We start from the raw sequence: 23,076 nt of genomic DNA, 5'->3' as shown, positions 1-23,076 counted from the left end.
GCGTCCGGATGGTACGCGCGAGAGGCGGGGCGCCGCGTCGCTCTCCCGTGGGGCTCCCGGTCTCCCGGGCTCCCGGCCCTCGTCCGCCCGACCGTCCTGCGGGCCCGCCGTTCTGGACGGGTCCGGCCCAACCCGGCGCGGGCCGCCCGGCCTGCGCCGACCCGCGCGCTCAGGCCTCCGTGACGGCGCGGGTGATCAGCTGCGCCAGGGCCTCGTTGACCTCGTGCGGGCGCTCCAGCATCGACAGATGCCCCGTCCTCTCGAGGGTCAGCAGCCGGGCGGAGGGCAGTGCGGCGGCGATGGCTTCGCTGTGCGCGTACGGCGTGAGCAGGTCACGGTCCCCGGCGAGCACCAGCGCGGGACGTCCGTCGAACGCCGTGAGCGCCGCCGTCTTCTCGTGCGCCTCGAACGCCGGGTAGAACTCCGCGACCACGTCGATCGGCACCGACTCGATCAGCCGCTCCGCGAAGCGCGCCACTCCCGGGTCGACGTTCCGTACGTCGCCGAAGGAATAGCGCTTGACCAGCCCGGCGAAGAGATCCGCGGTCGCCCGCCGGCCACGCTCGACCAGCGCGCTCTGCGCGACCATCGCCTTCAGCACTCCGGGCACCACCCGGCGTACGGCCTTCACACCCATCGACGGAAGCGGCAGCCCGTACGTCACCTCACCGAGGCCGCCCGCGCTGGTGTCGACGAAGGCGACTCCGGTGACACGCTCGGCGACGAAGTCCGGGTACTGATCGGCCAGCGCCATCACCGTCATGCCGCCCATGGAGTGCCCCACGAGCACGACGGGGCCCTCGGGGACGGCCTCGTCCAGAACGGCCTTGAGGTCGCGGCCGAGCCGGTCGATCGTCACGGGCTCCCCGGTGGGGCCGCGGCCGGAGCGTCCGTGGCTGCGCTGGTCCCAGTAGACGGTGCGTACGGCGCCGCGCAGGGCGGCCCGCTGAAAGTGCCAGACGTCCTGGTTGAGGCAGTAGCCGTGAGTGAAGACGACGGTGGGCGGCCGGCGGCCCGCCTTCGGCGGCGGCTCCTCACCCGCGCCCTGTACGGGGCGGCGCCCGAGCAGGCGCATCAGGCGGTTGCGGTGCGGCGAGGGCCGGGCCGCCGGCTGCCGCTGTCCGCGTCGCGCGCCAGGACCACGACGTGCGCCCTCGCGTGCGCCCTCGCGTCCACCGCCGGCGCCCTCCGCGGCACCGTCGGCTGTGCCTGCGGCCCCGGCGTCGATGCGCACCGGCTCCACGGTCGGGCCGCCGACACCGTCACCCGCCGCCGCGGCGGCGGCGGTACGTGCGGTCGTGGCGCGGCCGTCGCGCGCCGGGCCGGAACCGGCGGCGGTACCGGCGGCACCGGCTGCAGCACCGGCGGCACCGTCGCGGGCGCCGTCCTCGTACGCCTCCGGGGCGTCCGTCTCGAAGTACAGCTCCGTGCCGTCCTCCGCGTACGCGGTGCCTGCCGTGCCCCGCAGCGAGCCGTACGGCCCCGTGGCGTCCAGGGCGAGACGGGCCTTGCGCCGTACGCCACGGTTGACCGTGAGCCGCTCCACGGCGACGCCCGCCGCCACCAGTCCCAGCGCCGCTCCGGCAAGCCCGGCACGGCGGCCCCACGGGCCCTCGCCGACGGCACCGCCACCGCCGTCGCTGCCCGAGACCGCCTCCGCGACCCCGGCTGCGGCTTCCGCGAGCGCTTCGGTTCTCACCCCGGCCGTCATCGCTCAGCCCCCCGTATTCGCCCGTTCGTTCGTATGAATCCGTGATACCCGGGCGCTGATCCGCGTAACGATCTCGTACGAGATGGTCCCCGCCGCGCGCGCCCAGTCCTCCGCCGTCGGCTCGCCGCGGTCGCCGGGGCCGAAGAGCACGACCTCGTCTCCCGCGGCGGCCGCGTCGCCGCCGAGGTCGACCACGAACTGGTCCATGGCCACGCGCCCCGCCACCGTCCGCCACTTGCCGGCGGCCAGCACCGGCGCCGTACCGGATGCGTGCCGCGGCACACCGTCCGCGTAGCCCAGCGGCACGAGGCCGAGGGCGGTCGCGCCCGCCGTGCGGTAGTCGTGCCCGTAGCTGACGCCGTGGCCCGCGGGCACCTGCTTCACCAGCGCGAGCGAGGCGCTCAGGGTCATCGCCGGGCGCAGCCCGAGCTCGGCCGCGACCCCGACCTCGGGGGACGGCGAGAGCCCGTAGACGGAGACCCCCGGCCGTACGAGGTCGAAGTGGGACTCCGGGAGAGTCAGCGTCGCGGCCGAGTTCGCGTGGTGCCGCACCTCCGGGTCGAGACCGGCCCGCTCCGCGATCTTGAGCGCGTCCCGGAAGGCGTCGAGCTGCGCGGCGTTGGCCGGGTGACCGGGCTCGTCGGCGCATGCGAAGTGCGACCAGACTCCCGCGACGCGTACCGCTCCCCCGGCCTCGGCGGCGCGCGCGGCGGCGACGAGGTCCGGCCAGTCGGCGGGCTGGCAGCCGCCGCGGCCCAGGCCCGTGTCGGCCTTGAGGTGTACACGTGCGGTGCGGCAGCTCCTGCGGGCCGCCGCGACGATCTCCTCCAGTGCCCACAGCGCGCTCGCCGAGACGTCGATGTCCGCCTCGATCGCCTCCTGCCAGGGCCCGCCCGGCGTCCACAGCCAGCTCATCAGCCGTCCGGTGTCACCGGCGGCCCGCAGCTCCAGCGCTTCCTGCGGCGTGGCGGTGCCCAGCCAGGACGCGCCCGCCTCGCGCGCCGCGCGTGCGCAGGGCACGGCACCGTGCCCGTATCCGCCGGACTTCACCACGGCCATCAGCTCGGCGCGGGGCGCACGGGCCCGCAGCGCGCGGACGTTGGCGCGTACGGCGTCCAGGTCGATCTCGGCACGGGCGCGGAGCGCCTCGCTTCCGGGTGGCGCCGGGAGAGCGGTGGGGCTGGAGAGGTCGTTCACGCTCTCAGTGTCTCAGGCACCCCCGGTACGGCCTTTCCCCGTGCCGTTCCGGCGGCGTCCCCCGGTCCGTACGCATGCGTGAGAACCGCTTGCGACGCCTCGGCCGACCCCGTACTTCAGCGGGCCGCCGGCTCACCGTCCCGCAGCAGGTCGCGCCAGGCCGCCGTCAGTGCGTCCGCCACATCGGACGCGCCGGCGGGCCGTGGCGCGAGGCGGCCCGCCATGCCGTGCACGTACGCGCCCACGGACGCCGCCTCCAGTGCCTCCAGTCCGCCCGCCAGCAGCGAACCGATCAGCCCCGACAGCACGTCCCCGGTCCCGGCGGTGGCCAGCCAGCCGCTGCCCGTCGGGTTGACGCGGACACCGCCGGGGCCGGCCACGAGGGTCGTCGACCCCTTCAGCAGCACCGTCGCGCCCGTGCGCCGCGCGAGCTCCCGTACGGCGGCCAGGCGGCGGGCCTCGACCTCACTGCGCTCCCAGCCGAGCAGCGCGGCGGCCTCTCCCGCGTGCGGAGTCAGCACCGTGGGTGCCGTACGGGCCCGCAGCGCCTGCTCGTCCGCGAGACGCAGCCCGTCGGCATCGATGAGCACCGGCACCGGCGCGGCCAGCACGTCCTCCAGCCGGTCCCGGTCCTCGCCCAGGCCCGAACCGACCGACCAGGCCTGCACCCGGCCGGCCTTGCTCGGCGGGCCCGCGGACACCAGCGTCTCGGGGTGGCGGGCGATCACCGCATCCGCGGCGGGACCCACATAACGCACGGCTCCGGCGCCGCCGCGCAGCGCACCCGACACCGTGAGCACGGCCGCCCCGGGATAGCGCGCCGACCCGGCGACGACGCCGACCACACCACGCCTGTACTTGTCGCTCTCCGCGCCGGGGCGGGGCAGCAGTTCGTTCACGTCGGCGTGCTGGAGCGCCTCCGCCGCAGGAGCGTCGCCCAGGAACGGGCCGAGCCCGATGTCGACAAGGCGCAGCGCCCCGGCGTACTCGCGCGCCGGGTCGAGCAGCAGGCCCGGCTTGTACGCGCCGAACGTCACCGTCGCGTCCGCCCGTACCGCCACACCCGGCACCTCGCCGGTGTCCGCGTCCACGCCACTCGGCAGGTCCACGCTCACGACCGGCGCGCGCACCCGCTCCACCAACTCCGCCAGCTCCACGGCCGACGGGCGCAGCCCGCCCTTGCCGCCGATGCCCACGATCCCGTCCACGACGAGGTCCGCGCGCGCGACGACCGGTTCGACGGGGACGGGCGCGCCCTCCACGACCGTCCCCGGCGCCGCCTGCACACGCCCGCCCGCGGCACGCAGTGCGGCGAGCCCGCCCTCGTGTACCCGCTCGGGAGACAGCAGTACGGCGGTGACGCCTGCCCCGCGCCGGGCGAGGCGCGCTCCCGCATGGAGGGCGTCGCCGCCGTTGTCGCCGCTGCCGACGAGGAGCACGACGCGGCTGCCGTACGTCCGTCCGAGAAGCCCCGAGCACGCGGCCGCCAGGCCGGCCGCGGCGCGCTGCATCAGCACACCGGGGGCCAGCCGTTCCATCAGTTCGCGCTCGGCGGCCCGTACGGTCTCCACGCTGTACGCAGTCCTCATGCCACCAGTCTGACGGCGCACCAGCAGGGCCGACCACAGGAACGTGACGACGGCTCACCCCAGGCGGGCCCGACCCCGGCGGGCTCACCCCAAGGGCTCACCGCCGGCGGCCGGGTTCGAAGCCCTACCCCTCCGCGATCACCACGGCGGATGCGATGCCCGCGTCGTGCGACAGCGAGAGATGCCATCCCCGCACCCCCAGCGCCTCGGCGCGTGCCGCCACCGTCCCCCGTACCGTCAGCGACGGCTGTCCCGAGTCGGCCTGCACCACTTCCGCGTCGGTCCAGCTCAGGCCTCCGGGCGCCCCGAGTGCCTTGGCCAGCGCCTCCTTCGCGGCGAAGCGCGCGGCGAGGGAGGCCACACCCCGCCTCTCACCGCTGGGCAGCCACAACTCGGCGTCGACGAAGAGCCGTCCGGCCAGCGTGGGGGTGCGCTCCAGCGCCTGCGCGAACCGGTCGACCGCGGCGACGTCGATGCCGACTCCCACGATCATCTGGAACCCCCGACGACCTCGTCCTCGCCCCGCCCGTCGCGGGAGCCGGGCCGCACTTCGTACGGGCGCGGATCCACCGGCACCCCGTCCAGATCCGTGACCCACGCGCCCTCCGGACGCACCGTCACGACCCGGTCGTCGCCGACGGCGGCTGCCTCGCCGGTGTGCGGCGCGAACGCCGCCGGGTCCGATGCCAGGAACGTCTCGCCGTCACCGGTGCCCAGAATGAGCGGCAGCCCGCGGCACCCGCCCACGACCACGTCCGGCTCGTCGGCGTGCACGGCCACGAGCGCGAAGGAACCGGTGAGCTGACGGCAGACCTGACGCATCGCCTCGGCCGGGTCGCCGCAGGAGGAGTAGTGCCCGGCGAGCAGATGCGCGGCCGCCTCGGTGTCCGTCTCCGACACCAACTCGTGGCCACGGGAAGCGAGTTCGTCCCGCAGCCGTCCGTGATCGGCGATGTCCCCGTTCTGTACGACCGCCACGCGGCCCGAACCGTCCAGGTGCGGGTGTGCGTTGAGGTCCGTGGGCGACCCGTGCGTGGCACGGCGAAGGTGACCGATGCCGGTCGTCGCGGCGGGAAGCGGACGCAGCCTCAGCTCCCGCCGAAGGTCGTCGAGCGTCCCCGTCTTCTTCGCCGCGGCCAGTCCGCCGTCGACGAGCAGCGCGAGCCCCGCGGAGTCGCAGTCCGGGTGTTCGAGCAGGGGCAGTCCGCCGAGCAGGACACCGAGGGCGGAACGCCCTCCCGCGTACGCAACGATTCCGCACATGCGAGCACCCTAGAACGTGACCGCGGCCGGACGACGGCGTGCGCCGGGGTGCAGCCGGACGCCGGCGTGGGCCGGGGTGCAGCCGGACGCCGGCGTGGGCCGGGCGCGAACGTGCGGACGGGCGACGGGGTGCGCTCAGCGGCCGCGGGCCATCCGCTCTATGGCGTCCTCGACCAGTTCCAGATATTCCGCTTCCTCGCAGCGCGGCTTGCTGCCCAGGACGTACATGTCGAGGCTCTCGGAGAGATCCTCGGCGAGGTCCTCATCAGGCAGGTCGTCCAGCGCCAGATCGCTCTGTATGCGGGCGGCGAAGTCCCGGTCCGGCGGTGACACGAGCAGGGCGGGTCGTCTTCGCATGCGGTGTTTGCGGCTCATACGGCCGATGCGGAGGGACATGCCGCGAAACGTAGCGCCAAACCCCACCAGCCGTACACCGTCTGCACATCCTATTTTCACGCACGGTTCGTACGTGTCACCCCGCCCCTCCGCCGTCCCGTTCCGGCAGCCACCCGACGGGTCCCGGCCACCGGCCACGGCGCAGAATGGTCGCGTGCCGGCCAAGCCTTACGTCGAACTCTCACGCGCCGAATGGAGCGCGCTGCGCGAACGCACGCCGCTGCCCCTGACCGCCGCCGAGGTGGAGGAGCTGCGCGGCCTCGGCGACGTCGTCGACCTCGACGAGGTGCGCGAGGTCTTCCTGCCGCTCTCCCGCCTGCTCAACCTCTACGTCGCCGCGACGCAAGGCCTCCGCGACGCGGTGAACACGTTCCTCAGCGACTGGAGTCGCCGCCCGGTTGAGCCGGGAGAAGACGGAGGGAACGGGGGACAGCACGGGACGCCCTTCGTGATCGGCGTCGCGGGAAGCGTCGCCGTCGGCAAGTCCACGGTCTCCCGGCTGCTGCAGGCGCTCCTCGCCCGCTGGCCGGAGCACCCGCGCGTCGAACTCGTCACCACGGACGGCTTCCTGCTCCCCACGGCGGAGCTGCAGGAGCGCGGGCTGATGTCGCGCAAGGGCTTCCCCGAGTCGTACGACCGCCGCGCTCTCACGAGGTTCGTCGCGGACGTGAAGGCCGGCAAGCCGGATGTGACCGCGCCCGTCTACTCGCACCTCATCTACGACCGGGTCCCCGGGGAACGGCTCACGGTGCGGCGCCCGGACATCCTGATCGTCGAGGGGCTGAACGTGCTCCAGCCGGCGCTTCCCGGCAAGGACGGCCGTACCCGGCTCGCCCTCGCCGACTACTTCGACTTCTCCGTCTACGTCGACGCCCGTACGAGCGACATCGAGGCCTGGTACCTCAACCGCTTCCGCGCGCTGCGCGACACCGCCTTCCAGAACCCGCGCTCCTACTTCCACCGCTACACGCAGGTGACGGAGGACGAGGCGCTCGACTACGCGCGCCGCACATGGCACACCATCAACGAGCCCAACCTGCGGCAGAACATCGCGCCCACGCGCGGGCGCGCGACGCTGCAGTTGCACAAGGGCGCGGACCACAAGGTCGAGCGGCTCTCGCTGCGGAAGCTCTGAGGGCCGGGCGGGCCGGGCCGGACTGAGCGGTGCCGGGCCGGGCCGGACTGAGCCGTGGCGGGCTGACCGGTGACGGTCGCACCGCCCTTGCCGTCAGCCGAGCGAGCTCTTCACGACGTCGGCCAGCCGGCCCGCCACGGCCTCGGCCTGCTCGCTGTCCGCGGCCTCCACCATGACCCGTACCAGCGGCTCGGTGCCGGACGAGCGGAGCAGGACCCTGCCCGTCGCGCCCAGCTCACGTTCCGCGTCGTTGACGGCCGCGGCCAGCTCTCCGGACGTCTCCACCCGGCCCTTGTCCACGTCCCGCACGTTGATCAGCACCTGCGGCAGCCGCTCCATGACGCTCGCCAGCTCCGCGAGCGGCTTGCCCGTCGTGGCGACGCGTGCTGCGAGCATCAGGCCCGTCAGCGTGCCGTCCCCGGTGGTGGCGTGGTCGAGCACGATCACGTGCCCTGACTGCTCGCCGCCCAGCGCGTATCCGCCGCGCTTCATCTCCTCCAGCACGTAGCGGTCGCCGACCGCGGTCTGGAGGACCTCGATGCCCTCACGGCCCATGGCCAGCCGGAAGCCGAGGTTCGACATGACCGTGGCCACCACGGTGTCCTTGCGCAGGCGGTCCGCGTCCCGCATGGCGACCGCCAGCACCGCGAGGATCTGGTCGCCGTCGACGACCTCACCGTGTGCGTCGACGGCCAGGCAGCGGTCGGCGTCACCGTCGTGCGCCACGCCGAGGTCCGCGCCGTGCTCCACGACGGCCGCGCGGAGTCCGTCCAGATGGGTCGAGCCGCAGCCGTCGTTGATGTTGAGGCCGTCGGGGTCCGCGCCGATGGTGACGACCTCGGCGCCCGCGCGTGCGAACGCCTCCGGTGAGACCCGTGAGGCCGCGCCGTTGGCCCCGTCGATGACGACCTTCAGCCCGTCGAGCCGGTTCGGCAGTACGCCCACGAGGTGCGCCACGTAGTTGTCGAAGCCCTCGTCGTAGTCGCGGACGCGGCCCACGGCGGAGCCCGTCGGGCGGTCCCACGGCTGGCCCGTGCCGTGCTCGTGGTAGAGCGCCTCGATGCGGTCCTCCAGCTCGTCGGCGAGCTTGTGGCCGCCCTGTGCGAAGAACTTGATGCCGTTGTCGGGCATGGGGTTGTGGCTGGCGGAGAGCATCACGCCGAGGTCCGCGCCGAGCGACCCGGTGAGGTAGGCGACAGCCGGGGTCGGCAGCACGCCCACACGCAGGACGTCGACACCGGCGCCCGCCAGACCGGCGACAACGGCGGCCTCCAGGAACTCCCCGGACGCTCGTGGGTCCCGCCCGACCACGGCCACCGGCCGGTGTCCCTCGAACGAGCCCACTTCAGCGAGCACATGTGCCGCCGAGACCGACAGGCCGAGCGCCAGCTCGGCGGTCAGCCCCTCGTTGGCGACACCGCGCACACCGTCCGTTCCGAAGAGTCGTCCCACTTGTGGTTCCTCCGAGTCCGAGTCGAGTCCGAGTACCGGGCCGAGGGGTGTTCCCGACCGGATACGAGCTGTATACGAGCCGCATATGGGGCGCATGGGAGCCGTGTACGAGGCGGACACGGCCTGGCCGCGACCCGGCCGCGACCTGCTGCGTGCGGGAGGCCCGGACCCGACGCCGGGCCCGTACCCGTCCGTGCAAGGTATCCGCCGCGGCCCGGTCTGGCGCGCTCCCGGTGCCCGGCACGCTCACGTACCGCCCGCACTCAGCAAAAGTGCCCGTCGCGACACGTTGTATACCGAGTGCACGCGATTGGCATGCCCGGAGCGGCCCGCCGGCCGCTTGGCCCGCGCGGCCGCCGCTCCCCCGGCGCCCGGACCGGCTGCTCCGGTACCTTCCGCGGCAACCTCATAGACGAACGCCCCGGGGGCACGGTTTCGTACCCCCGGGGCGGTTCGTGTCGCTGCTGCGGGCAGCGCAGCCAGGACGGCGCGTCAGCGCTTGCTGTACTGCGTGCCCTTACGGGCCTTCTTCAGACCGGCCTTCTTGCGCTCGACGGCGCGAGCGTCACGCGTGAGGAAGCCGGCCTTCTTCAGCGGGCCACGGTTGTTGTCCGCGTCCGCCTCGTTCAGCGCACGGGCCACGCCGAGGCGCAGCGCGCCGGCCTGACCCGAGATGCCGCCGCCGTTGATGCGGGCGACGATGTCGTAGCGGTCGTCCAGCTCGAGCACCTTGAAGGGCTCGTTGACTTCCTGCTGGTGCACCTTGTTGGGGAAGTAGCCCTCGAGGGTGCGACCGTTGATCTTCCACTTGCCGCTGCCCGGGACGATACGGACACGGGCGACGGCGTTCTTGCGGCGCCCCGTGCCGGCGGCCGGCTGCGGGTCGCCGAAGCGGGATGCGAGCGACTCGGAGGTGAACTCCTCCGGCGCCTCGGGGGTCTCGGTCGTGTACTCCTCGACGCCCTCGACGGGGGTCTCAGCAGTGGTCTCGGCCACGGTTCTCCTCAACTTCTCTCTGTATCGGGTCGGTGGCCGGACTTACTGCGCGACCTGGCTGATCTCGAACGGCACGGGCTTCTGGGCGCCGTGCGGGTGCTGGTCACCCGCATACACCTTCAGCTTCGAGAGCATCTGGCGGCCCAGGGTGTTCTTGGGGAGCATGCCCTTGACGGCCTTCTCGACGGCCTTCGCGGGGTTCTTCTCCAGCAGCTCGTCATAGCGGACCGACCGCAGACCACCCGGGTAGCCGGAGTGGCGGTAGGCCAGCTTCTGGGTCCGCTTGTTGCCGGACAGGTGCACCTTGTCGGCGTTGATGACGATGACGAAGTCGCCGGTGTCCACGTGAGGCGCGTAAACCGGCTTGTGCTTGCCCCGGAGAAGGGTGGCGGCCTGGGTGGCCAGACGGCCCAGGACAACGTCCTGCGCGTCGATGACATGCCACTGGCGCTGGACGTCGCCGGGCTTGGGGCTGTACGTACGCACTGTCGTAGCCTTCGCTTCTTCTAGTGGGGTGTCCCCAGGCCCGCGAGAGCCTGGGAGACGGGGCCTCCCCAGGCCCGCTGAGGGCTGGGGGGACGTCTCCCTTGAGCCCCGGAGGGCCACGGGAAAGGTCCTGACAAGGCCACCTGGCAGATCACGTCAGCCTTGACCGCACTACGGTGACGCGGGCCGCGTGTGCTGATCGCTGGTCATCGGCCGGTGGGCCGGGGTGTAAGGCCCTCCCACGTGAGAATGAGCAAGCCAATACACACAACGAACCGGCAGCTTACCGGGGCGCACCCACACGGGTCAAAGCGGGCCTGAGCCTGGCCCGTGACCGGCCTCAAGTCCCTTTCCGCGGCCTCTCCTCGAACGTTCACAGCCGCACAGCGGCCTCACCACCACCGCTCAGCGCTGCCGCGCCACCCGTCCCTCCTGCCACACCGGCTCCGGCGTCTCCCGTACGGCACCGTCCGCGCCGAAGACCAGGAAGCGGTCGAAGGAGCGCGCGAACCAGCGGTCGTGTGTCACCGCCAGCACCGTGCCCTCGTAAGCCTCCAGCCCCCTCTGCAACGCCTCCGCCGACTCGAGGTCCAGGTTGTCCGTCGGCTCGTCCAGCAGCAGCGCGGTCGTGCCTGCCAGCTCCAGCAGCAGGATCTGGAAACGGGCCTGCTGTCCTCCGGAGAGCCGGTCGAAGGGCTGCTCGGCCTGACCCGTCATCTCGTACCGGCGCAACGCGGACATCGCCGCTCCCCTGTCCTTGGCGTGCTCGGTCCACAGCACATCCAGCAGGGTGCGTCCCTCCAGCTCGGGACGGCTGTGCGTCTGAGCGAAGTATCCGGGCACGACACGTGCGCCGAGCTTCCAACTGCCCCTGTGCGCCACCGATTCGCCGTCCGGGCCGCCGGCCAGGAGCCGCAGGAAGTGCGATTTCCCGGAGCCGTTCGAGCCGAGCACCGCCACCCTCTCCCCGTAGAAGACCTCAAGGCTGAAGGGCTTCATCAGTCCCGTCAGCTCCAGCTCCGCGCAGGTCACGGCGCGCACGCCCGTACGCCCGCCGCGCAGCCGCATCGTGATCCGCTGCTCGCGGGGCGGCTCCGGGGGCGGGCCCGCCTCCTCGAATTTGCGCAGCCGCGTCTTCGCCGCCTGGTAGCGGGAGGCCATCTCGTCGCTGCGTGCGGCGTACCGCTGCATGTCCTGCACCAGCTTCTTCAGCTGTGCACGCTTCTCGTCCCAGCGGCGGCGCAGTTCCTCGAAGCGCGCGAACCGTTCCCGGCGCGCCTCGTGGTAGCCGCCGAACCCGCCGCCGTGCACCCACACGTCGCTTCCGGCCGGGCTGGGCTCGACACTCACGATCTTGCCGGCCGCCCGCGCCAGAAGTTCGCGGTCGTGAGAGATGAACAGCACGGTCTTCCGCGTCTCGTTGAGACGTTCCTCCAGCCAGCGTTTGCCGGGGACGTCCAGATAGTTGTCCGGCTCGTCCAGCAGAAGTACCTCGTCGTCGCCGCGCAGAAGCGACTCGAGCACGAGCCGCTTCTGCTCACCCCCGGAGAGTGTGCTCAGGGTGCGCCACTGGGCCTTCTCATAAGGGATGCCGAGTGCGGCCGTCGTGCACTTGTCCCACAGGGTCTCGGCCTCGTACCCCTGCACCTCCGCCCAGTCGGCGAGCGCCTGCGCGTAACGCAGCTGTACGGCCTCGTCGTCGGAGGGCGCCTCCATAACCGCCAGCTCGGCGGCGTCGACCGCCTCCGCGGCCTTGCGGATCGCGGGCGGCGCGACGGACACCAGCAGGTCCCGTACCGTCTGCTCGTCGTCGCGGTCGGTGCTCACGCCGATGAACTGCGGCATCACGCCCAGCCCCCCGCTGACCGTCACCGTGCCGCTGTCCGGGCGCAGTTCACCCGAGGCGAGGCGCAACAGCGTCGTCTTCCCCGCCCCGTTCGGACCCACGAGCGCCACCGAAGCCCCTTCGCCCACCCGGAACGAGACGTCCGCGAGCAGCGCCCTCCCGTCCGGGAGGAAGTAGTCCAGATGAGCGACTTCGAGGTGTCCCATGGGGGCGATTGTTGTGGTGGCGTACCTCCTGAGCCAACCGAATATGATGCGCCCATGAGCTTTGGGCAGGGTGGACCCGACCAGGGTCCGGGCGGTTCTTCCACTCCCGACTGGGCTGCGCTCGCCGACGAGTCGGAACGTGAGCGTTCCAAGCGGCGCCGCTGGATGATCGCCGGTGCGGGTGCGCTGGCCACGGTCGTCGTGGCCGGCATCGTCGCCGTCGCGGTGGTCAACGAGGGCGGCGGCGGGGGCAATGCGTCCGACAAGCCGTCAGAGACGCTGCCCACGCCCGAGGACCTGCCGTCGAGCACCGCCGGCCAGCCGGACCCGACGTTCAAGGACGAGCCTCCGCCGCCGCCACCGCCCCGCGACTTCGTCTCGGACGCCAAGCGCGACAAGGCCCCGCTCACCGTCGGCACGCTCTTCACCTCCAAGAACGTCACCATCAACGGCCGTCCGTACAAGCGCGCCGCGACCGACACCAGCAAGGGCTGCACGGACGCGGCGCACGCCGGACTCGGCCCGGTCCTCAGCAAGAACGACTGCGAGAGTCTCTTCCGCGCGACCTACACCCGCAGCGGACTGGCCGTCACGGTGGGCATCGCGGTCTTCGACGACGCCGCGACGGCGACCAAGGTGAAGAAGCAGTACAAGCCGAACCTGGTCGCGCTGAAGGGCGGCGGCGTCCCCGACTTCTGCCGCACCGTCACCTGCCGTACGACCGCCAACTCCTACGGCAGGTACGCCTACTTCACCATCGCGGGGCGCACCAACGGCAAGCCCTCCACAGCGTCCGACTCCAAGGCGGAGCAGGCAGGCCGCGACGGTTCCACATACGCGTACGCCCGCATCCTCAAGCGGGGCAAGGAACAGGCGGCGAAGGCCGTGGGGGCCTCACCCGGGTGACGGACCGGCGCGTCGGCGAGGGCGCGTCGCACCCCGTGTCTGCGCGTCCGGCGGCTGCATGTCGAGCGCCTGCAGTTTCAGCAGCAGCCCGCCCCGGCAGCCGCGCCGCCCGGCACTCCCCCGCCGCCCGCGGGCAGTGAACGCCTGTTGCGCGCCGCCCGGTTGCGCGCCTCGAGCTCGCCGTCCGGCGGATAGCCGACCTCTTCCAGGGTCAGCCCGTGCGGCCGTACGACGTGGACCGCCGAGTCCCGGACCCGCCCCGCGAGCACCTCACCGGGCCACTCCGGCGGCCTGTGCCCGTCGCCGACGAAGAGCATCGCCCCGACCAGCGAGCGGACCATGTTGTGGCAGAAGGCGTCGGCCTTCACGGTCGCCTCCAGCACACCGTCCTCGTGCCGCTCCCAGCGCAGCTGCTGCAGCGTACGGACGGTGGTCGCGCCGTCGCGCTTCTTGCAGTACGCGGCGAAGTCGTGCTCGCCGAGCAGATGCGGGGCTGCGGCGTTCATCGCTTCGACGTCGAGCGGCCAGTTGTGCCACAGCACGTGTGAGCGCAGCAGCGGGTCGACGCCGCCGGGATGGTCGCTCACGCGGTACGAGTAGCGGCGCCAGACCGCCGAGAAGCGGGCGTTGAAGTGCTCGGGCGCCGCGCCGACGCGCCACACCCGTACGTCCATCGGCAGCCGCCCCGCCAGGCGCCGCAGCAACTGCCCGTTGTGCTCCGCCCACACGTCCTCGGGCAGGTCGACGTGGGCGACCTGGCCCCGCGCGTGCACGCCCGCGTCCGTGCGGCCCGCGACGGTCAGGTCCACCGGTACGGCCTCGTCCCCCCGGCCGAGGCGCAGCACCACGCGGATCGCGTCCTCCAGCTCCTGCTGCACGGTCCGCCGGCCTCGCTGACGGGCCCAGCCGGAGAAGTCCTTGCCGTCATAGCTCAGGTCGAGTCGCGCCCGTACCTTGCCGGGCTCCACCGCGTCCGTAACGTCCGTCACGCAGCCGGTCCTTCCGTTCCTCTCCCGGTGAAGAACGAACAGGCCCGCTCCCCGAAGGGAACGGGCCCGCTCACGAGCTCCACGAGCGTCAGGCGTCCTTGGACTCCCCGGCCCCGGACTCCTCGCCCTCGGCCTTCTCGGCCTTGGCCTCCGCCTTCTCAGCCTTGGCCTCCGCCTTCTCGACCTCGGCCTCGGCGGCCTCGGACTTCTCCGCGGAGTCCTTCTTCAGGTCGGCCGCGGCCTTGTCGCCCGCCGCTTCCTTGTCCTTCGCCGTCCGCTTCGTGGCGGCCTCGGCCTCGCCGACAGCCTGCTGCTGCACGGTCAGGGCCTCCACCAGCTCGATCACGGCCATGGGCGCGTTGTCGCCACGGCGGTTACCGATCTTGGTGATGCGGGTGTAGCCGCCCGGCCGGTTCTCGTAACGGGGGCCGATCTCGGTGAAGAGGGTGTGGACCACGCTCTTGTCCGTGACCGTGCGCATGACCTGGCGGCGGTTGTGAAGGTCGCCCTTCTTCGCCTTGGTGATCAGACGCTCCGCGACGGGACGCAGCCGGCGGGCCCGCGCCTCGGTGGTGGTGATGCGCCCGTACTCGAAAAGGTCCGTGGCGAGGTTCGCCAGCATCGCCTTCTGGTGGGCGGCGCCGCCACCCATGCGGGCACCCTTGGTGGGCTTCGGCATCGTGCTTCTCCTTCGGTGTTCCTGCACCGGCCGTATCAGGTACCGGTGGCAGTTCCGGCCGTATCAGGTACCGGGTTGGGGATCCCCCAGGCCCGCCGGGGCGGAGGGTGGGGGTCCCCCCAGGCCCACAAGGGCCGAGGGGGCCCGGCCGGGCGGATTCCCGGCCGGGGCGGCGGGGCCACAAGGACCCCGCAGATCAGAACCGCTCGGCGGGACTCAGTACTGCTCGGTCTCGACGAAACCGGCGTCCGCGTCGTCGTCCGCCCCGAAGGCGTCGGCGGCGGCCGTCGGGTCGAATCCGGGCGGGCTGTCCTTCAGGGCCAGGCCCATGCCGGCCAGCTTCGCCTTGACCTCGTCGATCGACTTCGCGCCGAAGTTGCGGATGTCGAGCAGGTCCGCCTCGGAACGCGCCACGAGCTCGCCCACGGAGTGGATGCCCTCACGCTTCAGGCAGTTGTACGAGCGGACGGTGAGTTCCAGCTCCTCGATCGGCAGCGCCAGATCGGCGGCAAGCGCCGCGTCCGTCGGGGACGGACCCATGTCGATGCCCTCGGCGTCGACGTTCAGCTCGCGGGCCAGGCCGAAGAGCTCGACCAGGGTCTTGCCGGCCGAGGCCATGGCGTCGCGCGGCCGCATGGCCTGCTTGGTCTCGACGTCGACGATCAGCTTGTCGAAGTCGGTGCGCTGCTCGACACGAGTCGCCTCGACCTTGTACGTGACCTTGAGCACCGGCGAGTAGATGGAGTCGACCGGGATGCGCCCGATCTCCTGGCCCATCTGCTTGTTCTGCACGGCGGAGACGTAGCCGCGGCCGCGCTCGACCGTCAGCTCCATCTCCAGCTTGCCCTTGCCGTTGAGCGTCGCGAGGACCAGGTCGGGGTTGTGCACCTCGACACCGGCCGGCGGGGCGATGTCCGCGGCGGTGACCAGGCCGGGGCCCTGCTTGCGCAGGTACATCACGACCGGCTCGTCGTGCTCCGAGGAGACGACGAGGGACTTGATGTTGAGGATGAGGTCGGTGACGTCCTCCTTGACGCCCGGCACGGTCGAGAACTCGTGCAGGACACCGTCGATCCGGATGCTGGTGACAGCCGCTCCGGGGATCGAGGAGAGGAGCGTACGACGCAGTGAGTTACCGAGGGTGTAGCCGAAACCCGGCTCCAGCGGCTCGATCACGAACCGTGAGCGGAATTCGTCGACGACCTCTTCGGTCAGGGACGGGCGCTGAGCGATCAGCATGTGGTGATGCCTCCAGTCTTCGGCAACCGCTATTTGATGCCGCACTGACAGGGTACGGGCGGCACGGCACGTCCGAGTGCCGTACCACCCACCCCGGTTGAACCGCTGCCCGCCGGGCGGAACCGAAGGGCAGCAGCCGGGCGTACTCCGACTACTTCGAGTACAGCTCGACGATCAGCTGCTCCTGCACCTGGGTGTCGATCACCTGGCGCTCGGGCAGCGAGTGGACGAGGATCCGCATCTTCGAGGGGATGGACTCCAGCCAGGCCGGAACCGTCTTCTCCCCGGCCTCCGCAGCCGCCACCTGGAAAGGCGTCAGGTTACGGGAGGGCTCGCGGACCTCGACGATGTCGTTGACGGACACGCGCGCCGACGGGATGTCGGTCTTGCGGCCGTTGACCGTGATGTGCCCGTGCCGGACCAGCTGACGGGCGTGGTCGCGGGACTTGGCGAAGCCGGCCCGGTAGACCACGTTGTCCAGACGGGTCTCCAGGATGCGCAGCAGGTTGTCACCTGTCTTGCCCTGCAGGCGGTTGGCCTCGTTGTAGTACCCGCGGAACTGCTTCTCCAGGACGCCGTAGATACGCGCTGCCTTCTGCTTCTCGCGCTTCTGCAGCAGGTACTCGGAGTCCTTGGTGCGCCCGCGACCGTGCTCACCCGGGGGGTAAGGACGGATCTCGATCGGGCACTTCGCGCTCTCGCACTTGCTCCCCTTGAGGAAGAGCTTCTGCTTCTCCCGACGGCAACGCTTGCAGTCGGCCCCGGTGTAACGCGCCATTGTCTCAGTTCTCCTGTTCCGGCTGGTCAGACTCGGCGGCGCTTGGGCGGGCGGCAGCCGTTGTGCGGGGTCGGGGTCACGTCCTGGATCGAACCCACCTCGAGGCCGGTGGCCTGGAGGGAACGGATCGCGGTCTCACGGCCGGAGCCGGGACCCTTCACGAAGACGTCGACCTTGCGCATGCCGTGCTCCTGAGCGCGGCGAGCGGCGTTCTCGGCGGCCATCTGCGCCGCGAACGGCGTCGACTTCCGGGAGCCCTTGAAGCCGACGTGGCCGGCGGAGGCCCAGGAGATCACGTTGCCGGTCGGGTCGGTGATCGAAACGATGGTGTTGTTGAACGTGCTCTTGATGTGAGCGTGCCCGGCGGGGACGTTCTTCTTGTCCTTGCGGCGCACCTTCTTGGCGCCGGCCGTACGGCCCTTCGGAGGCATATGGATTTACTCCTGTGGAGGTCGTCGGTCCTGCAACACGGACCGCTTGCAGCGTGTCCGGTGCGGACTACTTCTTGCCCGGCTTCTTCTTGCCGGCGATCGCGCGGCGCGGGCCCTTGCGGGTGCGGGCGTTGGTCTTGGTGCGCTGACCGTGGACGGGAAGACCGCGGCGGTGCCGCAGGCCCTCGTAGCAGCCGATCTCGACCTTGCGGCGGATGTCGGCCTGGATCTCACGGCGGAGGTCACCCTCGACCCGGAGATTGTTGTCCACGTAGTCGCGGATCTTGATGAGGTCTTCCTCAGTCAGATCCCGCACCCGGGTGTCGGGGTTGACGCCGGACTCACCCAGGGTCTGCTGGGCAAGGGTTCGACCGATGCCGAAGACGTAGGTGAGGGCGACCTCTACGCGCTTCTCGCGCGGGAGGTCGACGCCTGCGAGGCGTGCCATTCCTTGGGCTCCTGATTGCTTTGCGGAGGTCTGCCGCAGCACCGTCCCCTGTCCGTACGCCGTACGTACAAGGTCCCCGGCCTCCGACCGGGGGTGTCGTCCCCACCGACAAGAATTACCAGGCGGGGGGTCGGGTGACTGCGTATGTACTTTTCACTTGCGTCGCGCGAAGAGTGCGATATGTGCGAAGGCTCGCGGCCCTGGTTGCTTCAGCCCTGGCGCTGCTTGTGGCGCAGGTTGTCGCAGATGACCATGACCCGGCCGTGACGGCGGATCACCTTGCACTTGTCGCAGATCTTCTTGACGCTCGGCTTGACCTTCATTTTGTGAGGTTCTCCGGGTCAGGCCGCCACCCCACGGACATGGAACAGCGGCTCGATCTGTCGAGCTACTTGTAGCGGTAGACGATCCGCCCGCGGGTCAGGTCGTAGGGAGAGAGCTCCACCACGACCCGGTCGTCGGGAAGGATACGGATGTAGTGCATCCGCATCTTGCCGCTGATGTGCGCGAGAACCTGGTGCCCGTTCTGAAGCTCCACCTTGAACATCGCATTCGGCAGAGATTCGACGACCGTGCCCTCGATCTCGATGGCCCCTTGTTTTTTGGCCATGCTCTAGCGCTTCACCTTCCGGGATCGGCTACCTGGGGGTGACCCCGGGCATACCGATACCCCGGGACCGACGAGCCAGTCTACGGTACCCGCCCCGCAAAGACGAATTCGGGTAGCCTCCCCGGCTATCAAGATCATCATGCGCGGCGCGGGGAAGTCCGCTGTGCGCAGGCCTTCAGGGAGCGGCCCGGCATCCACCCCGTGGGACGGGCGGCGACGGCGTCCGGCGGAGGTCAGGCGAGCGGGTCGGGGGCAGCGGTGATCCCCAGCTCGGCGAGCTTCGCCTTGCCGCCGTCGGGAGCCGTCAGCACGAGCGGGCCCGACTCCGTGAGGGCCACCGAGTGCTCCCAGTGACTCGACCAGGTGCCGTCGTTCGTCTTGACCGTCCAGTCGTCCGAGAGCACGTGCGTCTTGGGGGTCCCCAGAGTCACCATCGGCTCGATGGCGAGGCACAGGCCCGGCACCAGCTTCGGTCCCCGGCCGCGCCTGCGGTCCACGTAGTTCAGCAGATGCGGGTCCATGTGCATCTGGGAGCCGATGCCGTGCCCGCCGTAGTCCTCGACGATGCCGTACGAGCCCGAGGCGGGACGGGGCTGCCGCCTGATGTACCCCTCGATCGACCTGGAGACGTCGACGAGCCGGTTGCCCTTGCGCACGGCGGCGATGCCGGCCCACATGGACTCCTCGGTGACACGGCTCAGCTCGTGCAGCTCGGCGGAGTGCCCTTCGCCCACGAAGACGGTGATGGCGGCGTCGCCGTGCCAGCCGTCGATGATCGCGCCGGCGTCGATGGAGAGCAGGTCGCCCTCCTTGAGGACGGTCGCCCCGTCGGGGATGCCGTGCACGACGATGTCGTTCACGGAGGTGCAGATGTTGCCCGGAAAGCCGCCGTAGCCGAGGAAGTTGGGCTTGGCGCCGTGGTCGGCGAGCACCTTGGCCGCGACCTCGTCCAGATCCTTGGTGCTGGCCCCCGGCACGGCCGCCGTCCTGCACGCGTCGTGCATCGCCGCGACGACCAGGCCCGCCTCGCGCATCTTCGCGATCTGCTCCGGGGTCTTGATCTCCACCATGCGGCGGTGCCCTTCCTTGGATGATCTGCAGGGGCTCTGGTGTCCTGCAGGGGGTTCGATGTCGTGCCGTTCCCGACCGGTCCCGGTGGGGCTCGGGCTGCCGGCCGGCGCGGACCGTGAGGCTCGTACGGACGGGAGCTTCTGCCCCCGCTTCACTCAGTGTGCCGTATGTGCGTGCGGTCGCGGTCCCTGGCGGGAACCGCGACCGCAACGCGAAGCCGTGACGGATCGCTCCGTACCGTCAGTCGGACACGGAGTCCCTCGCGGTTTCGAGCGCCTGCATCGCCCGCTCGGTGACCTCGCTCACCTCGCCCAGCGCCGAGATGGTCGTGACCAGGTCCTGACGCTTGTAGTGGTCGATGATCGGCTCGGTCTCGCTGTGGTAGACGGCCAGCCGCTTGCGGACGGTCTCCTCGCGGTCGTCGTCGCGCTGGTACAGCTCGCCGCCGCAGACGTCGCACACCCCGTCCTGCTTCGGCGGGCTGTACTGAGCGTGGAAGACATGGCTGCTGTCGCTGCGGCAGATGCGGCGGCCCGCGATCCGCTTCACGACCTCTTCCTCCGGGACCTCCAGGTCGAGCACGGCGTCGAGCTTCTGGCTCCGCTCCTCGAGGACGCCGTCCAGCGCCTCCGCCTGCGCGATGTTGCGGGGGAAGCCGTCCAGCAGGAAGCCCGAGGCCGCATCGGCCTCGGCCATCCTGTCCTTCGCCATACCGATCGTGACCTCGTCGGGTACGAGCTGACCCGCACGCATGTACTCCTGGGCCTGCTGCCCGAGCGGAGTGCCCTGGCTGATGTTCGCGCGGAAGATGTCACCCGTGGAGATGTGCGGAATCGACAGGTTCTCGGCGAGGAACGCGGCCTGCGTTCCCTTACCCGCGCCAGGCGGTCCGACGAGGACGATACGCATCAGCGGAGGAACCCTTCGTAATTGCGCTGCTGAAGCTGGCTCTCGATCTGCTTCACGGTCTCGAGCCCGACGCCCACGATGATCAGAATGCTCGTCCCGCCGAACGGGAAGCTCTGCTGCTGATTCTGATTGGCACCGAACGCGATCAGCGCGATGGTCGGCACCAGAGCGATCAGCCCGAGGTACAGAGACCCCGGCCATGTGATGCGGTTCAGCACGTAAGCCAGGTACTCCGCGGTGGGCCGACCTGCCCGGATGCCCGGGATGAAGCCACCATACTTCTTCATGTTGTCGGCCACTTCTTCGGGGTTGAAGGAGATCGCGACGTAGAAGAAGGCGAAGAAGACGATCAGCACGAAGTACGTGACGAGGTAAAGCGGGTGGTCGCCTGTCACGAAGTGGTCCTGGATCCACTGCGCCCAGCCGGCTTGCGATCCGCTGAACTGAACGATCAGTGCCGGAATGTAGAGCAGCGACGACGCGAAGATGACGGGGATCACACCCGCCTGATTGACCTTCAGCGGAATGTAGGTGGACGTACCGCCGTAACTGCGGCGGCCGATCATCCTCTTCGCGTACTGAACGGGAACACGTCGCTGGGCCTGCTCGACCAGGACGACGAGGCCCACCATCACGAGGCCGCAGATGATCACCGTGCCGAACTCGATCCAGCCGTCGGCCAGTTTGCCCTGCTTCTTGATGGCCCACAGCGCGCCGGGGAAGCCGGCGGCGATCGAGATGAACATCAGCATCGACATGCCGTTGCCGATACCGCGGTCGGTGATCAGTTCGCCGAGCCACATGATGAACGCGCTGCCCGCGGTCATGCAGATCACCATCGTGACGGTGGCGAAGATCGACTGGTCCGGGATGATCTGATCGCGCACCTGGCACTGCGGGAAGAGGGTGCCACTGCGTGCGGTGGCGACGAGGCCCGTCGCCTGGAGAATCGAGAGCGCGACCGTCAGATAACGCGTGTACTGCGTGATCTTGGCCTGCCCGGACTGGCCCTCCTTCTTCAGGGCCTCCAGCCGCGGAATGACCACGACGAGCAGCTGCAAGATGATGCTCGCCGTGATGTACGGCATGATGCCGAGCGCGAAAATGGTCAACTGCAGCAGTGCGCCACCGCTGAACATATTGACCAGCCCGAGGAGGCCCTGGTCCCCCTTGGCCTCGTTTACGCACTGGTTGACGTTCTCAAAGCTGACACCCGGTACCGGAACGTGCTGCCCCAAGCGGAAGAGCACCACGATACCGAGCGTGAACAACAGCTTCTTTCGCAGGTCGGGCGTCTGGAACGCCCGGGCGAACGCGGTGAGCACGGTGCCTCCTGCGCCCCCCGCGTCTCGCGCGAGAGGTGACGGTCTTGGGGTCGACAGATACCAACAGTGCCCGCCACCTTACCGGCGACGGTGCCCGCCGTGGAACGACGGACCGGGGACGCCCCGTTGGGACGTCCCCGGCCAGTCAGTCGGCGAACTCAGCCAAGCTCGTTGACGGTGCCGCCGGCAGCGGTGATCTTCTCCTTGGCCGAACCGGAGACCTTGTTGACGGTCACCGTCAGCTTCACGGAGATGTCGCCGGAGCCGAGCACCTTGACGAGCTCGTTCTTGCGAACGGCGCCCTTGGCGACCAGATCGGCCACCGTGACCTCGCCACCCTTCGGGTAGAGCTCGGCCAGCTTCTCCAGGTTCACCACCTGGAACTGCTTGTGGGCAGGGTTGCGGAAGCCCCTCAGCTTGGGCAGCCGCATGTGCAGCGGCATCTGCCCGCCCTCGAAGCTCTCCGGAACCTGGTAACGGGCCTTGGTGCCCTTGGTGCCACGTCCGGCGGTCTTGCCCTTGGACGCCTCACCACGGCCCACACGGGTCTTGGCGGTCTTGGCGCCCGGAGCCGGCCGGAGGTTGTGGACCTTCAGCGGGTTGTTCTCCGCCATCTCAGTCGACCTCCTCGACCGTGATGAGGTGCCGCACGGTGTGCACCATGCCGCGCACCTCGGGACGGTCCTCGCGTACGGACACGTCGCTGACCCTCTTCAGACCGAGCGTCCGCAGCGTGTCCCGGTGGTTCTGCTTCGTACCGATGACAGAACGCGTCTGCGTGATCTTCAGGCGAGCCATTACGCACTCACCCCGGCACGCGCCCGCAGCAGTGCGGCGGGAGCCACGTCCTCCAGCGGCAGGCCACGGCGGGCGGCGATCTCCTCGGGACGCTGAAGCCCCTGCAGAGCCGCACGCGTGGCGTGCACGATGTTGATCGGGTTGGAGGAGCCGAGCGACTTGCTGAGCACGTCGTGGATGCCCGCGCACTCCAGAACGGCACGCACCGGGCCACCGGCGATCACACCGGTACCGGGCGAGGCCGGCTTGAGGAGCACGACACCCGCGGCTTCCTCACCCTGGATGGGGTGCGGAATGGTGCCCTGGATGCGGGGGACCTTGAAGAAGTGCTTCTTGGCCTCCTCAACACCCTTGGCGATGGCGGCCGGCACCTCCTTGGCCTTGCCGTATCCGACGCCGACGGTGCCGTCACCGTCGCCCACCACGACGAGCGCGGTGAAGCTGAAGCGACGGCCACCCTTCACAACCTTTGCCACGCGGTTGATCGCGACGACGCGCTCAACGTACGCGGTCTTCTCGGCGGCGGCGCCGCCGTCCCGGCCCTTGCGGTCCCGACGCTCGCCGCCACCGGCGCCGCCACCGCGGCGCTGGGGTCCAGCCATTGGAATTACCTCTC

At 70.6% G+C, this 23,076-nt stretch carries 25 protein-coding genes and 1 pseudogene; 2 read left to right on the top strand and 24 right to left on the bottom strand.

Annotated features, from left to right (window positions below; genetic code table 11):
- Positions 1–169: 169 nt before the first annotated feature.
- The 6 genes and pseudogenes from AN215_RS28825 to AN215_RS21915 form a co-directional block, all read right to left on the bottom strand.
- Positions 170–1,711, bottom strand: coding sequence for an alpha/beta fold hydrolase (locus AN215_RS28825; RefSeq protein ID WP_079123314.1), 1,542 nt, complete (start codon positions 1,709–1,711; stop codon positions 170–172).
- A gap of 3 nt (positions 1,712–1,714) precedes the next feature.
- Positions 1,715–2,908: an alanine racemase gene (alr, locus tag AN215_RS21935; RefSeq protein ID WP_070031225.1), complete on the bottom strand. Its 1,194-nt coding sequence runs from the start codon at positions 2,906–2,908 to the stop codon at positions 1,715–1,717.
- Between the two features lie 116 nt (positions 2,909–3,024).
- Entirely contained in the window at positions 3,025–4,497 is a 1,473-nt protein-coding gene (locus AN215_RS21930) for a bifunctional ADP-dependent NAD(P)H-hydrate dehydratase/NAD(P)H-hydrate epimerase (RefSeq protein WP_070008948.1), read from the bottom strand.
- 124 nt (positions 4,498–4,621) lie between these two features.
- Positions 4,622–4,990, bottom strand: a complete 369-nt coding sequence (locus tag AN215_RS21925; RefSeq protein ID WP_070008947.1) for a holo-ACP synthase — start codon at positions 4,988–4,990, stop codon at positions 4,622–4,624.
- Between the two features lie 53 nt (positions 4,991–5,043).
- Positions 5,044–5,760: pseudogene (locus AN215_RS21920) on the bottom strand (glutamine--fructose-6-phosphate aminotransferase); the annotation flags it as partial.
- Between the two features lie 135 nt (positions 5,761–5,895).
- On the bottom strand, positions 5,896–6,117 hold the full coding sequence (locus AN215_RS21915) for a hypothetical protein (protein ID WP_070008982.1): 222 nt from the start codon (positions 6,115–6,117) through the stop codon (positions 5,896–5,898).
- A gap of 193 nt (positions 6,118–6,310) precedes the next feature.
- Here AN215_RS21915 and coaA point away from each other — a divergent pair, with 193 nt between their 5' ends.
- Positions 6,311–7,291, top strand: a complete 981-nt coding sequence (gene coaA, locus AN215_RS21910) for a type I pantothenate kinase (protein ID WP_070008945.1) — start codon at positions 6,311–6,313, stop codon at positions 7,289–7,291.
- Positions 7,292–7,384: 93 nt separating this feature from the next.
- Here the strand turns inward: coaA and glmM are convergent, their stop codons facing one another.
- The 4 genes from glmM to AN215_RS21890 all read right to left on the bottom strand — a co-directional run bounded on the left by glmM (position 7,385) and on the right by AN215_RS21890 (position 12,277).
- Positions 7,385–8,743, bottom strand: coding sequence for a phosphoglucosamine mutase (gene glmM / locus AN215_RS21905; protein ID WP_070008944.1), 1,359 nt, complete (start codon positions 8,741–8,743; stop codon positions 7,385–7,387).
- A 492-nt stretch (positions 8,744–9,235) separates the two neighbouring features.
- Positions 9,236–9,739, bottom strand: a complete 504-nt coding sequence (gene rpsI, locus AN215_RS21900) for a 30S ribosomal protein S9 (RefSeq protein ID WP_070008943.1) — start codon at positions 9,737–9,739, stop codon at positions 9,236–9,238.
- 42 nt (positions 9,740–9,781) lie between these two features.
- Positions 9,782–10,225, bottom strand: coding sequence for a 50S ribosomal protein L13 (gene rplM / locus AN215_RS21895; RefSeq protein ID WP_070008942.1), 444 nt, complete (start codon positions 10,223–10,225; stop codon positions 9,782–9,784).
- A 405-nt stretch (positions 10,226–10,630) separates the two neighbouring features.
- On the bottom strand, positions 10,631–12,277 hold the full coding sequence (locus tag AN215_RS21890) for an ABC-F family ATP-binding cassette domain-containing protein (protein ID WP_070008941.1): 1,647 nt from the start codon (positions 12,275–12,277) through the stop codon (positions 10,631–10,633).
- 54 nt (positions 12,278–12,331) lie between these two features.
- Between AN215_RS21890 and AN215_RS21885 the strand changes: the two genes are divergently transcribed.
- Positions 12,332–13,183: a hypothetical protein gene (locus AN215_RS21885; protein ID WP_245694634.1), complete on the top strand. Its 852-nt coding sequence runs from the start codon at positions 12,332–12,334 to the stop codon at positions 13,181–13,183.
- A 77-nt stretch (positions 13,184–13,260) separates the two neighbouring features.
- On the opposite strand, the gene truA is transcribed toward AN215_RS21885, so the two are convergent.
- The 14 genes from truA to rpsE form a co-directional block, all read right to left on the bottom strand.
- Positions 13,261–14,151, bottom strand: coding sequence for a tRNA pseudouridine(38-40) synthase TruA (truA, locus tag AN215_RS21880; RefSeq protein ID WP_079123485.1), 891 nt, complete (start codon positions 14,149–14,151; stop codon positions 13,261–13,263).
- 109 nt (positions 14,152–14,260) lie between these two features.
- The gene (gene rplQ / locus AN215_RS21875) at positions 14,261–14,851 is read right to left on the bottom strand and encodes a 50S ribosomal protein L17 (protein ID WP_070008938.1); all 591 of its coding nucleotides are present in this window, start codon (positions 14,849–14,851) and stop codon (positions 14,261–14,263) included.
- 216 nt (positions 14,852–15,067) lie between these two features.
- The gene (locus tag AN215_RS21870) at positions 15,068–16,090 is read right to left on the bottom strand and encodes a DNA-directed RNA polymerase subunit alpha (RefSeq protein WP_070008937.1); all 1,023 of its coding nucleotides are present in this window, start codon (positions 16,088–16,090) and stop codon (positions 15,068–15,070) included.
- Positions 16,091–16,241: 151 nt separating this feature from the next.
- Positions 16,242–16,868 (bottom strand): 30S ribosomal protein S4, encoded by a 627-nt coding sequence (gene rpsD / locus AN215_RS21865; RefSeq protein WP_070008936.1) that lies wholly within the window; start codon positions 16,866–16,868, stop codon positions 16,242–16,244.
- Between the two features lie 26 nt (positions 16,869–16,894).
- The gene (gene rpsK, locus AN215_RS21860) at positions 16,895–17,299 is read right to left on the bottom strand and encodes a 30S ribosomal protein S11 (protein ID WP_028433270.1); all 405 of its coding nucleotides are present in this window, start codon (positions 17,297–17,299) and stop codon (positions 16,895–16,897) included.
- Positions 17,300–17,366: 67 nt separating this feature from the next.
- Complete coding sequence (gene rpsM, locus AN215_RS21855; protein WP_070008935.1) at positions 17,367–17,747, bottom strand: 30S ribosomal protein S13; 381 nt, start codon at positions 17,745–17,747, stop codon at positions 17,367–17,369.
- Positions 17,748–17,956: 209 nt separating this feature from the next.
- Entirely contained in the window at positions 17,957–18,070 is a 114-nt protein-coding gene (rpmJ, locus tag AN215_RS21850; RefSeq protein WP_003956441.1) for a 50S ribosomal protein L36, read from the bottom strand.
- Positions 18,071–18,135: 65 nt separating this feature from the next.
- Positions 18,136–18,357: a translation initiation factor IF-1 gene (infA, locus tag AN215_RS21845; protein ID WP_003948620.1), complete on the bottom strand. Its 222-nt coding sequence runs from the start codon at positions 18,355–18,357 to the stop codon at positions 18,136–18,138.
- 233 nt (positions 18,358–18,590) lie between these two features.
- Positions 18,591–19,427, bottom strand: a complete 837-nt coding sequence (gene map, locus AN215_RS21840; RefSeq protein WP_070008934.1) for a type I methionyl aminopeptidase — start codon at positions 19,425–19,427, stop codon at positions 18,591–18,593.
- Positions 19,428–19,668: 241 nt separating this feature from the next.
- Positions 19,669–20,337: an adenylate kinase gene (locus AN215_RS21835; RefSeq protein ID WP_070008933.1), complete on the bottom strand. Its 669-nt coding sequence runs from the start codon at positions 20,335–20,337 to the stop codon at positions 19,669–19,671.
- Entirely contained in the window at positions 20,337–21,662 is a 1,326-nt protein-coding gene (secY, locus tag AN215_RS21830) for a preprotein translocase subunit SecY (RefSeq protein WP_070008932.1), read from the bottom strand. The genes AN215_RS21835 and secY overlap by 1 nt, the downstream gene beginning before the upstream one ends.
- Before the next feature lie 158 nt (positions 21,663–21,820).
- Entirely contained in the window at positions 21,821–22,276 is a 456-nt protein-coding gene (rplO, locus tag AN215_RS21825; protein ID WP_070008931.1) for a 50S ribosomal protein L15, read from the bottom strand.
- Position 22,277: 1 nt separating this feature from the next.
- Positions 22,278–22,460: a 50S ribosomal protein L30 gene (rpmD, locus tag AN215_RS21820; protein ID WP_070008930.1), complete on the bottom strand. Its 183-nt coding sequence runs from the start codon at positions 22,458–22,460 to the stop codon at positions 22,278–22,280.
- Positions 22,460–23,062, bottom strand: coding sequence for a 30S ribosomal protein S5 (gene rpsE / locus AN215_RS21815; protein ID WP_055485893.1), 603 nt, complete (start codon positions 23,060–23,062; stop codon positions 22,460–22,462). The genes rpmD and rpsE overlap by 1 nt, the downstream gene beginning before the upstream one ends.
- Positions 23,063–23,076 lie beyond the last annotated feature (14 nt).

This window comes from Streptomyces abyssalis, from assembly GCF_001751365.1.
In the GTDB taxonomy this organism is placed as follows: domain Bacteria; phylum Actinomycetota; class Actinomycetes; order Streptomycetales; family Streptomycetaceae; genus Streptomyces; species Streptomyces abyssalis.
The sequence above is the reverse complement of the archived record's forward strand: the minus strand, read 5'-3'. Positions and strand labels throughout refer to the sequence as shown.

Excerpts from the sequence above, each read along its gene's own strand:
- AN215_RS28825 (WP_079123314.1), bottom strand. The coding sequence starts at position 1,711 with ATGACGGCCGGGGTGAGAACCGAAGCGCTCGCGGAAGCCGCAGCCGGG.
- AN215_RS21930 (WP_070008948.1), bottom strand. The coding sequence starts at position 4,497 with ATGAGGACTGCGTACAGCGTGGAGACCGTACGGGCCGCCGAGCGCGAA.
- AN215_RS21925 (WP_070008947.1), bottom strand. The coding sequence starts at position 4,990 with ATGATCGTGGGAGTCGGCATCGACGTCGCCGCGGTCGACCGGTTCGCG.
- AN215_RS21915 (WP_070008982.1), bottom strand. The coding sequence starts at position 6,117 with ATGCGAAGACGACCCGCCCTGCTCGTGTCACCGCCGGACCGGGACTTC.
- AN215_RS21890 (WP_070008941.1), bottom strand. The coding sequence starts at position 12,277 with ATGGGACACCTCGAAGTCGCTCATCTGGACTACTTCCTCCCGGACGGG.
- AN215_RS21885 (WP_245694634.1), top strand. The coding sequence starts at position 12,332 with ATGAGCTTTGGGCAGGGTGGACCCGACCAGGGTCCGGGCGGTTCTTCC.
- rplQ (WP_070008938.1), bottom strand. The coding sequence starts at position 14,851 with ATGCCGAAGCCCACCAAGGGTGCCCGCATGGGTGGCGGCGCCGCCCAC.
- AN215_RS21870 (WP_070008937.1), bottom strand. The coding sequence starts at position 16,090 with ATGCTGATCGCTCAGCGCCCGTCCCTGACCGAAGAGGTCGTCGACGAA.
- rpsD (WP_070008936.1), bottom strand. The coding sequence starts at position 16,868 with ATGGCGCGTTACACCGGGGCCGACTGCAAGCGTTGCCGTCGGGAGAAG.
- rpsK (WP_028433270.1), bottom strand. The coding sequence starts at position 17,299 with ATGCCTCCGAAGGGCCGTACGGCCGGCGCCAAGAAGGTGCGCCGCAAG.
- rpsM (WP_070008935.1), bottom strand. The coding sequence starts at position 17,747 with ATGGCACGCCTCGCAGGCGTCGACCTCCCGCGCGAGAAGCGCGTAGAG.
- rpmJ (WP_003956441.1), bottom strand. The coding sequence starts at position 18,070 with ATGAAGGTCAAGCCGAGCGTCAAGAAGATCTGCGACAAGTGCAAGGTG.
- infA (WP_003948620.1), bottom strand. The coding sequence starts at position 18,357 with ATGGCCAAAAAACAAGGGGCCATCGAGATCGAGGGCACGGTCGTCGAA.
- map (WP_070008934.1), bottom strand. The coding sequence starts at position 19,427 with ATGGTGGAGATCAAGACCCCGGAGCAGATCGCGAAGATGCGCGAGGCG.
- AN215_RS21835 (WP_070008933.1), bottom strand. The coding sequence starts at position 20,337 with ATGCGTATCGTCCTCGTCGGACCGCCTGGCGCGGGTAAGGGAACGCAG.
- rplO (WP_070008931.1), bottom strand. The coding sequence starts at position 22,276 with ATGGCGGAGAACAACCCGCTGAAGGTCCACAACCTCCGGCCGGCTCCG.
- rpmD (WP_070008930.1), bottom strand. The coding sequence starts at position 22,460 with ATGGCTCGCCTGAAGATCACGCAGACGCGTTCTGTCATCGGTACGAAG.
- rpsE (WP_055485893.1), bottom strand. The coding sequence starts at position 23,062 with ATGGCTGGACCCCAGCGCCGCGGTGGCGGCGCCGGTGGCGGCGAGCGT.